Origin of the sequence: Holospora curviuscula (assembly GCF_002930195.1) — a bacterium.
In the GTDB taxonomy this organism is placed as follows: Bacteria; Pseudomonadota; Alphaproteobacteria; order Holosporales; family Holosporaceae; genus Holospora; species Holospora curviuscula.
The window spans coordinates 14,120-26,052 of record NZ_PHHC01000082.1; the positions used below are offsets into that span (position 1 = coordinate 14,120).

Sequence of the window (11,933 nt, forward strand, 5' to 3'; positions counted from 1 at the left end):
ATGCTGATACGCAATAGATCATGATTGATTCCACAATGATTGGCACCCATCACCACCCTTCGGGCGCCAAAAAAAATACAGTAATGGTACACAAGAACTGGGGCGCTTAGCAGGCGGTTTTAGCACGTAGATCCAGGCTGCCATGAGATGTTTTAGACACCCTCATCAAAATTCATTCTATCGCCTGCTCAGTGCTCTAACTATACCAAAGCTCTTGATTTAATGGAGAACTTTGACTTTAAAGGTTACGATGCTGATAACGTTGTCTATTATGTTGACACATTATATTGGCAGCAATAAAGCCGTCATCTCCCCACGATCCATGCAAAAAACCCCAGAGAATTTGAGGCAGGTTTTTACAAAGAACGCACTCTAGTCGAGCGAATGTTCAACACGTTAACCCATTTCAGGCGCGTTGCACCAAACCATGACACACTTTCACACGCCCTTCCTTCCTTCCTTCATTTTGCTGCATCACTCATAATTCTAAAGTAAACTTAAATGTCGACATGTTCTAAATCACTCGACATAAAAAAGATTGTAAAAGACGCTATCAAAAGATCTTTTCTTAACTATCTAACGTGTTTAAAAAATTATAAACTTTTTCTGCAAGCTTTTTGGAGAACCCTGGTATAGCTTTTAAATCCTCTAAAGATGCGTTTTTCAGTGCCTCGGTGTCCTGGAATATACACCTTAGCTTTTGTTGACGTACTGGACCAATACCAGGAAGTTGCTCAAAAATACTTCGAACCATCGAGCGCCTGTGGGTTCGTCTATAGGCCTGAATAACATATTGATGCGCCTTGTTACGGAGCCTTTGAAGAAAATGGAGTAGTGGGTCAGTGTCTGAAAATTGTACAGGAGGCTGATTTTTTCGATAAAAAGTTTCTTGTCCATCTCTATGCTGAGGTCCTTTCGCGATTCCCAACACATCTATGTGCTGAAGATTCAAGTCACATAAAGTTGCGTAGGCGCTAGAGACATGCCCTATACCCCCATCCACTAAAAGCAGGTCAGGATGAGGAAGTGCCCGAGAAAATCTCCGTATGAGCATTTCCTTCAGTAACGCATGGTCATTGCCCACAGTTTTTCCCATAAAAAGAATTTTTGAATTTTTAGGCTGCCACAAGCCATCTTCAAAAGATACCATACCGGCGCAACTGTGATGTCCCTGAACGTGACTATTATCATACACTTCAATGCACCTGGGAACAGTATTAAGCTCAAAAGTAGTTTTCATTCGCTGCACCAAAACATCTACTTCCTCCTTTGCTTGAACATACTGCTGAAGCGCGTGACGTGCATTCAAATTAGCGTGGGCCAAAATGTTAAGCTGAGCTTCTTCTTGAGGGAGATGCGTTATTTTTACTGTAACCTGATGAAGGTGTTGGAGCGTTTCTACTACATCTGGGGAACATACATGAGATACTACAAATTCTTTAGGAGGTTTCATATGAAAATAAAACTGACGAATAAATTCCGAAAGGACCTCGCTTACTTCTGGTTCAGTAGTTCCCGGGAAAAAAAAGTGTTGGCCACCATAGTTCATTCCTTGGCGAAAACAACAAAGCTGAAGACAGGTGACACCGTGTGCAAATACTCCTGCCACTACATCCACGTCTTCTTTTGGAATATGCGTTACTGATTGCGTTGTCTTTGCTTGATGGATCCACCTTAACCGATCTCTTAAAAGTGCAGCTTTTTCGTAAAGATGCTGAGCACTGGCTGATTTCATATCCTGCAACAGTGAATTTTCTAATGCATCCGATTTTCCTTTCAAAATTTGAAGGGCACCATCTACAGCTTTTTTATACTCAGAAACAGTTATTTTTTGAACGCAGGGTGCACTACAGGATTTAATATAGTACTGAAGGCAAGGACGCTTTCGCGCTGAAAAAACACGATCACTACAAGAGCGTAATTGAAATGCTTTGTAGATATAAGTTTTCGTTGTCTCTAACAGATCTCGATTTAAAAAAGGCCCAAAGATTTTTTCTCCCTCTATAAAATTAGTACGCTTTGCGGTTAAGGCAGGAAAGGGATGAGCCGAAAGTGTTAAGTAAGCTAAAGCACGTCCTTCCTTTAATAAAATATTAAACGGTGGTTTTTTTTTCTGAATTTTGTGAAGTTCTAAAAGCAAAGCTTCTAATTCATTGTGGGTAACAGTATACTGCACAGAGTGAATCTTAGAAACCATGCGTTGTAAACGCAAACAAAGCGCTGAAACGCGGGTATAGGAAAAAACACGGCGGTTTAATCTCTTTGCTTTTCCCACATATAAAATCGCGCCCTTCGCATCTAGCATTTCATATACTCCAGGTAAATCAGGAATATTTGCTAGAGCCTTAGTCAAAGCGTTTAATCCGTTCTCATACATAGGAAACTCAAATAGAATTTAGTTCGGAAAAGAGTGTGAGAAACTTTCTTTCTACATACCTGCTTTCAAAGTATCTCATTTTTTATCTAACCCAGGTGCCAATGCGTTCTAACCGTAGACTCCACCAAGTCCAAGGTTTTACCAGAGTAAATTTATCTCCCAAGGAAAAGAATACAATTTCTGCAGGACCTAGTAAATAATCCGCATATACGTACCCCAAATCCTCCCCCCTACTGTCTCCAGAACCATCCTGGTTATCCCCCTGAAAAAAATAATGATTTTCTGGAACGAGAAACTCTTTTGTATTATCATAGCGTGCCGCACCAAAAGGCTTGAGCTTAAGCATTTTATGAAAAATTTTCTTTCCACTTTCATGAACTTTCCCCTGTTTATCTAAGCGTGCTACAGGAAACTCTCTGGTGTATACGTCTCCCTCCACAAAAGATTCTCCATCATAGGCCTTATATCCTTCGGATAGTTTTTTCACAGGGCAAACTACACCATTAATGTACAGCATTCCTTCCTTCATCTGTACTTTATCCCCAGGAAGGCCCACTAATCGTTTGACGTAATCCATAGAAAAATTTTTAGGACAGGTAAAGACTACAATATCACCTCTTTTGGGACGATCTAACACTGCAACACGTCCAGAAAAATAATCAATCCATTGACTAAACAAGAAACTAAATCTACACAGTCCATAATTAAACTTAGTTACTACGATATGATCCCCCACTAAAAGAGTAGGAATCATAGAACCCGTAGGGATACGATAGGGGGAAAATACTACAGATCGTATAATGATCACCAAAAGAATCGCATTGATCCAAGATAAAACAGAGTTTTCGCGAGATTTCTTTTTTTGAAAGGAAAACATATAGATCCAATGATTATTCCAAAACCTTTTTTTATTTTATACCACCTATTCTCTCTAAGTCTATACCGAAAAAAATAATTTTTCAAAATATTTTCTTTTTGTACTGCATGATTTTATGTACCTAGTAAGTAGATAAAATTAAAAATATGGCACGCATACAGAAAAGATATTTTACCTATTAAGAATTTATTTTACTAACTCTTTCAGAGATTATGGGGGGTACGTGATATTGTTCAGGGGAGAGAAATTCATAATTTAGCTTAAATATAGGGTTTAAAAGTAATTGTAGTAAAGTGTTATATCCCCAGTATATTAAATAATGGTACGGTTAATCCATCGTTTCATATTCAACCAGAATGTCTCAATGAAGTTCAGGTCGGGCGAATATGGCAGTAAGAACATTAGCTTTCAGCCAGGCAATTCAATTATTTTTATGTCTTACAAGAGTTATGAAATGAGACATGATCCATAATCAGGCTAGCATTTAGTGCTTTAATTCAATGCTGTTTTCCCCAATATTAATTGCATTCTTTAAGGTCTTACTTCAATTCTTTTAAATATCATCTTCGGGCTTATATTACTTTAGGTATTGAATATAAGACTTCTCACGCTATGGATGATTTGGCTCCTATACGTATTTTGTTAGGGAATTTTCTTTGCTTTTGTCACGTTAAATGCTATATGTTTATTGTCATTTTATTTATACTGAAGCCGATCGATGCTTTTTTTGGTTGGTACCTAATTTAATAAAATTTATCACTTTAGGAAAAGATTTTTCTAGACAAAAGTCACCTATGTGATATTGCTTTATTTTCAGCCCCTAAAGTCTTTTCAACCTTCATGTTTTCTACATAGCACTCTTAGGGAGAGTAGGTTTTTTAAGCGAATACTTCATGTAGAGTGTCTCTAATATGCTTGCTGGGGAACCTATAAGATGTAAAAAAAAAGATAGGTTTCTTCCCCTTCCCTCATTGATAAGTGCTACTAGAAGTTTTCAATTCTAAATTTTATTAAAATTTTATTAGATATAATCTCAGAATCTATCTATTCTCCTATAAGAAAAAAGTTCCCTGCTTTTTATTTTCAAAAAAATTCCTTACAATAAAGATTAAGCATTTTGTACAGTAAAGTAATTATGTCCCCTGCGAAGCGAAAAATTTTTCTTGGTATTGAAACCAGTTGTGATGATACAGCTGTAGCTTTGATCGATGCAACAGAAAAATCTGTATTGAAACATTGTATTCATCAACAAATAGAGCATCAAGCTTTTGGAGGAGTAGTTCCCGATCTTGCATCAAAAGGGCATGCAAAACATTTACCTACTTTACTGAACACGCTTTTGAGGTCTGCCTGTATAGATAAAGAAGAAATTCAAGGTATTGGGGTCACTGCGGGACCTGGACTGGCAGGAGGGCTTTTGGTAGGCGTAATGTTTGCAAAGGGCGTTGCAATCACGCTTAAAAAACCGCTTTGGGCCATTAATCATTTACAAGCCCATGCTTTGGTGGCACGCTTGTGCTATGATGTTCAGTTTCCATATTTGGCACTCTTATTTTCTGGAGGACACTGTGAGTTCGTGGTTGTCTATAGTGCAACGGAATTTTATTTATTAGGCTATGGATTAGATGACGCCGCAGGGGAGTGTCTGGACAAAGTAGGGCGCCGTTTAGGATTTTCTTTTCCTGCGGGCGCAGCCATTGAGGTGGCAGCGAAAATGGGAGATCCATTTTCTGTTGCACTTCCTATTCCTATGCGAGACAAGTCTTTGAATTTCTCTTTTTCCGGACTAAAAAGTGCAGCATTACGCTGGATTAACTCAGAGGGCGAAAAAACACTTTCTTTTGAAAAAAAAGCAAATTTATGTGCAAGTTTACAATACGCTATCGGTCAAGGAATTCAGAAAAAAATTGAAAATTTTTTCGAAAACTTACCTCCCGAATCTAATCCCCACACTGCTATATTTTGTGGAGGTGTAGCAGCAAACCAATATTTAAGACAGGTATTAGAAGCATCTTTTCTACGACACAATGTACGCTTTTTAACTCCCCCCCCTAAATTTTGTACGGACAATGGGATGATGATCGCCTGGAATGCCTACGAAAAATGCCAAGCGGGTGTTCCCCCTTCCATGAATTTTTCCATTCGCGCACGTTGGCCCATTAGTATTTAATTTAAATTTAATTTAAAACCTTAAGTCTTGGAGTACATAATGTTGCCTGAACGAAAAAAAAAACTATTTTTTAAGGGACGGAAAAGACCCTTTGTACCGTTTCACTATCGCTTTAAACCGGTAGCTTTACGTAAAGTGTTACCCAATACAATAACCCTCCTGGCGTTATGTATGGGACTGACTGCCATTCCTTTTGGGGTAGATAAAGCATGGAAACACGCAGTATCCAGTGTGTTAATTGCAGGCGTTTTAGACGGTTTGGATGGACCTGTAGCACGTTTTTTAAAATGTAGTAGTGATTTTGGTGCGGAGTTAGACTCTTTAGCAGATTTTATCAATTTTGGGGCGGCGCCTGCTTTACTGTGTTATTTTTTTGTACTGCATGAATGGGGACGCTTTGGGTGGGCCATTTGCCTTTTTTTTGCAATGTGTTCAGGTCTACGCCTTGCAAGGTTTAATACCCAGCGTTTATCGGGGGGAGGGCGTCCCCTTCCCTCCTACTTTTCTGTGGGAGTGCCAGTTACTGTGGGCTCATTGCTGGCAGTCACTCCTATCATTTATAGTTTTACTTTTAAACAAAAATCTGTAATATTTCAAGCGTTATGTTTGGTTATTACGGGAATTTTTATGGCGAGTCGTTTTCCAACGTTTGTTACAAAAGGCATTCGAATTATACCTCGCTATTCAGGAATTATCGTATTAAGCAGTGTGGTAGTATTGATTTTTGGATGGGTAATGCCCTGGGAGACTTTGTTGGTTTTAAGTCTTCTGTATGTGGGATCTTGGCCTTTGAGTTGGAGAGCTGCCCAACGATATACATCTTTAAAACCCCACAGGGAAGGTAAAAGTTTTTATGATTAAAATAAAACATTGTATACTGGTAGGGTTCATCATTTTTCTTGGAGGGTGTTCTGAAAATCAATCAGAGGTATTGATGACGACACAACAAAGAAAACCTACAGTCCCCCCAAAGGAAAAAAAAAAGAAGATTAAAGAAAAAGATGTGATATGGGATCCCCTAGAGCCTTGGAATCGGGGAGTTTTTATATTTAATCAAGCTATTGAGCATGTGATTTGGGAGCCTATTCTGACCGTATATAAAACTTTAATCCCCTCCTATGGTCAAACTGCCGTACACAATGTACTGCAACATGTTAAGATGCCCATCAATATTATCAGCTTAGGATTACAGGGAGAAGGGGAAAGAGCGCTGAGTCAGTTTGCACGATTTATATGCAACACCCTATTTGGACTGGGAGGAATCATCGATATTGCCAATGATATTCATCTTGAGGCAGAATCAGAAGACATAAGTAGCTTGTTAAAAGCGTATAATGTACCTACAGGATGTTTCATGATTCTTCCGTTTTTAGGTCCTACTGTTTCCCGAGACGCCTTTGGAAAATTGTGCATGAGTGGAGTATATGCTTGGATTTCTCCTCTAGCCCTTGTCAGTTATGGGCTATTTGGCATAGAGAACTTAAATCAACGGATTATTTTTAAAGACAGTATTGATCATGTTATGGAGTTTTCTGCAGATCCCTACGCAGTGATTCGCAGAGCATATTATGAAGCGAGAGGCGAGTTTCCGGATAGCTTTGAAGAAGAAGCCGCAGAAAATGAAGAGGAAGACGGAGAAAACGAATAGTAAAATAAAACAACATTTTTTCTTTCCTACGGAGTGTCTTTAGGGGCGTAGAATCAAGATGAAATAATCATATAGTATAGTAATTGGTACAGGAAGATGCATAGTCCTGTTTTAGACCAGCATCAATAGTCTTGACGAAAACCCTTAAATCTTAAGGAATATGAACGATTCGACACAAATATTCTTTTATGGTAGAGATTCATTACGAAATTCACCATGGGAAGGGTGGAAATTGTGGTTTCGAGCAGCGCGTTTGATTCAAGTACAAGGAATCTTACTGTTGTTTTGGCCATGTTTTTGGGGCTACTTATATAACACAACCGAAAACGTAAAAATCTGGATATTGGTATGGCTCTTAGGGGGCGCAGCCTGGATGCGTTCCGTAGGATGTGTGTACAACGATTGGGTCGATGCTCCTTTAGACAAATTTGTTCCGCGAACACAACATCGTCCTCTAATTTTTCGAGCCCAAGGGTGGAAGATACCAATGATCTGTGTGTGCGGGCTTTTTGGATTCTTAGCACTATTTACTTTGCCTTTTAACGTTATTCTATGGGGAGGTTCAGGATGGATCTTATCCTTAGCGTATCCTTGGATAAAGCGCTACATTGTTCCTCAAGGCGCATTAGGACTATTATTTGGTTGGGGCGTTTGGATTGGTTCCGCTTTTTCTATCATTCCTCGATGCTTTGGGTGCTGGGGATTGTACAGTGTAGCCATACTCTGGACTATAGAGTATGATACAGTGTACAGCGCACCAGATCAGTGGGCAGACCGTGAGCTGGGGTTAAAATCAGTATCAAGATATGCAGGACATCATACTAGAAGGGTAATTTTGGGAGTATGCATATTACGATGGCTCCTTATGGGAATTTTGAGTACTCATTCCACTAAAGCATTCGTTCTGACTTTGATTTCCGCCAATACTACCTACTATAGCTTACAACAAGTACGATTTAGTCAACCACATTCGTGTCATCAATACTTTTTACTGCAGGCATGGATCCAAGGAGGTCTGTTAACTCTATGGGCGTATTTTTTATCACCGTTTCGTTAGAAGAACACAATGATTAACCTGAGCTCGAAGTTAGAGGTGTAAATGGAGCAGCAAGGTGGACGTGTAAAGCACTCGATTCTTAAATTTTGATAAATTAAAAAAAATTAAGCTGTCTGTTTGAATATCAATCCTAAAAATAATATAGACAAATTAACTTGAAATTTACATATAGATATAACCGAATAACTATAGAATAGTTATAAAAAATAGCGCGTCAATTGAACAATGTGTAGCGTGAGACCATTGTGTCTCAATGGGATTAAGGTCAGGAGGATACGGAGGGAGGTAAAGTAAAGTATGACCAGTATCCTTAATTCATTTTCTACATAGCTTTACCTTGATGGAACGCAGCATTATCCCTGGCAATACCACGGTTTTCTGGGATATTGGTTAGGAACATTTCCTCTACCCAACAAGTCAATACTTCTACAGAACCCGTAAATAATTCAATGAGCCCTAAAGTAGAGTCCATTAAAGTGCTTGTAGCATTTGTTTTACATATTGATTCTCCGTTCTCACTCTAATCCTATTTTTTGTAACAACGTTTCCCTTTTATAGAATACCCGTGAGTTCTTGGCATATCATGAGACAATCCACATTCATCAACTTTTCTGGTTAATTCATCACACTTTTGGTACAATACAGATCTTTTTTCTGGATCCGCCTGTGGATGATTTAAGGTTTTTTATCGCGAACATCAAGACATCTCAGGGCTTTCAAAATGCCAACAGCGCTAACTCCAAAGCGCTCTGGCTGATAGGCATTAGGATTCATTGTAATATCGTGTTCTAAACAGTCCATGTCTATTGTGCTGGCTGGCTTAGAGCGCACGAGTTTCGGTTCTAAACGGGTACTCCCTCTATCGCCTGCTTACCCATTCCAAAACGTCTACCCGATTTCTCATAGCTTATCTCTTCTTTCTTCTTAATTCTTAAACCCTGACGATGAAAATCTCATGAATACGACAGCTTTAAAAATTTTTTCTTTTCTTCTATTATAATTGTTTTATAGTTAGTGGGCTATATAGTATTTTCAGAAAAAAATTTTTAGATCCCATGGCAAAAACTCTCAAAAAAAATAGTACCCTATATAGAAAAAGGCAATAGTTGCAAAAAAAGTATCAATAAAGTTTAAAATAGCATCAAACACACTCAAAAACTGGTATACAAGATATCAATCAGAAAGAAAGTAGACGATAAAAAAAGAAGCCTCAATAGAAAAGTATATAAATAGCAACGATGATTATACTTTTCATATTTTTAGCAATAGGTGCTCGCTCTTTTTGCCCCATCCTCTGTCTTTGCAAATATTGATCCTAAGCCCACTTTTATCAATACATACTAACGGTGTATTAAATGCGAATACCTTGTAGGTAGGGATTCGTACAGACAATACAATGAATACACAGTCTACATTAAAACTATTTGAGGCTTTGGAACAGTACTATCCAAAGGTAAAACGAATTTTTGTTCCATTGGACGATAAAAAATATTAGAAAAATGCATTGGTTTACGAGGATTTAAAAACTTCAAAAATTAAATTACTTTTTACGCTACCTTGCTCGCCCAATGTTAAGGATTATGGAAATTGATGCGTAAAATAATTTTGTACAATAAGTATTATAAAAAATTTGCTGGCTTCAAAAATGTAATTTTCCAATTTTTTGAACATAGTGTACAATACCAATGATAAATTAAGTACATTCTTAACTAACAATTTCCAGATCATTGGTAGGTAAAAACCGAAAATTGATTGGCGTTGAGTATTTTTATCTGAAAGTGGAAAGCATTTTTGTATGCGTTCTGGGGAGCGTTATATTACAGTTATACCCGTACGGAGAAGCAATATAAGAAAAGTGTAATGCGTACCCAAAAAATATAAAAAGTATATCGCCTTACTCTTTTGTATATATTATAAAAGTTTTATTGAGATGAATATTTGCAAAGACAAAGAATTTCGCAAAAAGAGCAAAAAATTTATGGATAAAAAAGTGGTAAGTATTACGAGCGAAACACGATTTATCGCTGGGTATGTTAATCATAAGCCAATAAGGTGCAATAGAAATTGTAATAAGAAATCATTTAAGATTTGGGTTGAAGCGTTTTTGATATAAGAGCTCCACCCTAGAAAAAGTGTGATAATGGATCTTGCTTTATTTCTCAAGTCTCAAAACATAAAGAAATAGATTGAATTTTTGAGATATAGAGTTTTTCTCTCTCACCCTATTCTTTTGATAGAACACAATACAACAATTTTGAGCTATGAAATTCATCGATCAAGGGTAAAAGTTGCATAATCTACAATAGGCGCTAGGGGGAAAGTATTTTTATCATTTACGAAACAAAAAGATTACTTACGCAGTAAATGTTATTTGATGAAAGGTGTGTAAATCTAAATAAACTTTTTCCGTTGCGCTTCCCCTTCAGCGCTTTGAATTTTCCTTGGTACTGTAAACATAATAGAGATTGAAAAGGAAACACTCTATACCTAACTATCGATATAGCTTATATTTATATAGTGTTTTCCCAATACTCTTTTTTTAAAAAATTCTTTCTTAGTAGTGCGATTCATGCTTTTGTCCTCATGATCTTAACCACTCCTTTCATTCTCCAAAATGGTATACTTCTCAAAGCTATAAATCAAAATGAAAATAGGGGCTCACAGTTCTGAATGATCCAGCTATACACTCAAGAGATCTCAAAGTTCTACTTAAGCAAAAAATCTAAATGATTGTTTGAAGCCTGTTTTTTACTACTGACACCCTGATATCGTTTAAATCCATTATAAAGTGTGTCGATATTTATAATTAACGGTTGTAAGATTTAAGATGTTTAGTTACAAGAGCAGATAAGATTGTAAGGGATACAAGACGACCAATGAGAAGGAATAAAAGAAAGTTTGCCTGGGAAAGAAGGGGATTCAAAACGTTCTGGTAACGCGATAACCAGAAATTTATCAATCCTGTGATGTGGATTGCCCGCAAGCGTGCAGCGTGGCGTACCTTGCCAGAATCTTACGGGGAAATGCTCGAGTGTTCATCAACAGTTGATAAGATGGTCCAAAGCTGGTATGTGGAAAATGATTTTCAATACCTTTGCAGCAGATTCTGGTATGGAATGGATCATGATTGATTCCACAATGATTCGCGCCCATCAACACGCCGCGGGCGTCACAAAAAGTAAAGTCAATGGTAGACAAGAACAAGCGCTGAAGCGCTCAGTAAGCGGTTTTAGGACGAAAACTCCACGCTTTATGGGATGCTTTAGGCAACCTCATCAGATTCATTCTATTGCCTAGGTAGTGCTCTGCCTATATCAAAGTTCTTGATTTAATGGAGAATTTTGACTTTAAAACGCTATTGGCGAATAAAAGCTACGATGCCGATGAGATTATCCATTATGCTGGCATATTATACTGGTAGCAATAAAGCTGTTAAACTATTTCAGGCGGGTTTCACCCAGATATGACAAATTTACACACGCTTTTCTTTCTTTCCTTCATTTTGCTGCATGACTCATAATTATAAAGTAAACTTAAATGTCGACACGTCCTAGCTTTTTGATCCCAGAGAGTTATGGTATATATTATGAAGATAATAATGCATGAAGAAAAAGCTTATGGGACAAGTATTACACGCAAATGCCAGAACAACGGAGGCAATCCGTAGAGAGATCCGTGATAGTAAAGAGAGTATAGGAAAAGCGGCTAAAAGATTTAATGTTAACCCAAAAACAATCATCAAGTGGAGAAAAAGAGAAGATACGAAAGACCTTCCCATGGGACCTAAAAAGATAAAATCTACAG

10 protein-coding genes and 2 pseudogenes are annotated in these 11,933 nt (G+C 37.7%); 6 read left to right on the forward strand and 6 right to left on the reverse strand.

Annotation, left to right across the window (positions count from 1 at the left end):
* Positions 1–568: 568 nt before the first annotated feature.
* From uvrC to HCUR_RS10165, 3 genes are all read right to left on the reverse strand, one after another.
* Positions 569–2,353 (reverse strand): excinuclease ABC subunit UvrC, encoded by a 1,785-nt coding sequence (gene uvrC / locus HCUR_RS03545; RefSeq protein ID WP_207760904.1) that lies wholly within the window; start codon positions 2,351–2,353, stop codon positions 569–571.
* A 106-nt stretch (positions 2,354–2,459) separates the two neighbouring features.
* Complete coding sequence (lepB, locus tag HCUR_RS03550) at positions 2,460–3,254, reverse strand: signal peptidase I (protein ID WP_104206777.1); 795 nt, start codon at positions 3,252–3,254, stop codon at positions 2,460–2,462.
* Positions 3,255–3,566: 312 nt separating this feature from the next.
* Positions 3,567–3,656: a transposase gene (locus HCUR_RS10165; protein ID WP_129591889.1), complete on the reverse strand. Its 90-nt coding sequence runs from the start codon at positions 3,654–3,656 to the stop codon at positions 3,567–3,569.
* A 715-nt stretch (positions 3,657–4,371) separates the two neighbouring features.
* On the opposite strand from HCUR_RS10165, the gene tsaD reads away from it, so the two are divergent.
* The 4 genes from tsaD to HCUR_RS03570 all read left to right on the forward strand — a co-directional run bounded on the left by tsaD (position 4,372) and on the right by HCUR_RS03570 (position 8,129).
* Positions 4,372–5,424 (forward strand): tRNA (adenosine(37)-N6)-threonylcarbamoyltransferase complex transferase subunit TsaD, encoded by a 1,053-nt coding sequence (gene tsaD, locus HCUR_RS03555; RefSeq protein ID WP_129591890.1) that lies wholly within the window; start codon positions 4,372–4,374, stop codon positions 5,422–5,424.
* A gap of 39 nt (positions 5,425–5,463) precedes the next feature.
* Complete coding sequence (locus tag HCUR_RS03560) at positions 5,464–6,285, forward strand: CDP-alcohol phosphatidyltransferase family protein (protein WP_104206779.1); 822 nt, start codon at positions 5,464–5,466, stop codon at positions 6,283–6,285.
* Positions 6,278–7,072 (forward strand): MlaA family lipoprotein, encoded by a 795-nt coding sequence (locus HCUR_RS03565; RefSeq protein WP_104206780.1) that lies wholly within the window; start codon positions 6,278–6,280, stop codon positions 7,070–7,072. The genes HCUR_RS03560 and HCUR_RS03565 overlap by 8 nt, the downstream gene beginning before the upstream one ends.
* A gap of 160 nt (positions 7,073–7,232) precedes the next feature.
* Positions 7,233–8,129 (forward strand): UbiA family prenyltransferase, encoded by an 897-nt coding sequence (locus tag HCUR_RS03570; RefSeq protein ID WP_104206781.1) that lies wholly within the window; start codon positions 7,233–7,235, stop codon positions 8,127–8,129.
* A 186-nt stretch (positions 8,130–8,315) separates the two neighbouring features.
* Here HCUR_RS03570 and HCUR_RS10170 read toward each other — a convergent pair whose 3' ends face one another.
* The 3 genes from HCUR_RS10170 to HCUR_RS08520 form a co-directional block, all read right to left on the reverse strand.
* A complete protein-coding gene (locus HCUR_RS10170; RefSeq protein ID WP_104206838.1) occupies positions 8,316–8,444 on the reverse strand; it encodes a transposase in 129 nt (42 codons plus the stop codon).
* A 7-nt stretch (positions 8,445–8,451) separates the two neighbouring features.
* Positions 8,452–8,601, reverse strand: coding sequence for a hypothetical protein (locus HCUR_RS08515; RefSeq protein ID WP_165780718.1), 150 nt, complete (start codon positions 8,599–8,601; stop codon positions 8,452–8,454).
* A gap of 203 nt (positions 8,602–8,804) precedes the next feature.
* Entirely contained in the window at positions 8,805–8,960 is a 156-nt protein-coding gene (locus HCUR_RS08520) for a hypothetical protein (RefSeq protein WP_165780719.1), read from the reverse strand.
* Between the two features lie 2,055 nt (positions 8,961–11,015).
* On the opposite strand from HCUR_RS08520, the pseudogene HCUR_RS10175 reads away from it, so the two are divergent.
* Both HCUR_RS10175 and HCUR_RS08530 read left to right on the forward strand, forming a co-directional pair.
* Positions 11,016–11,642, forward strand: a pseudogene (locus tag HCUR_RS10175) (IS5 family transposase).
* 104 nt (positions 11,643–11,746) lie between these two features.
* Positions 11,747–11,933: pseudogene (locus tag HCUR_RS08530) on the forward strand (IS481 family transposase); the annotation flags it as partial.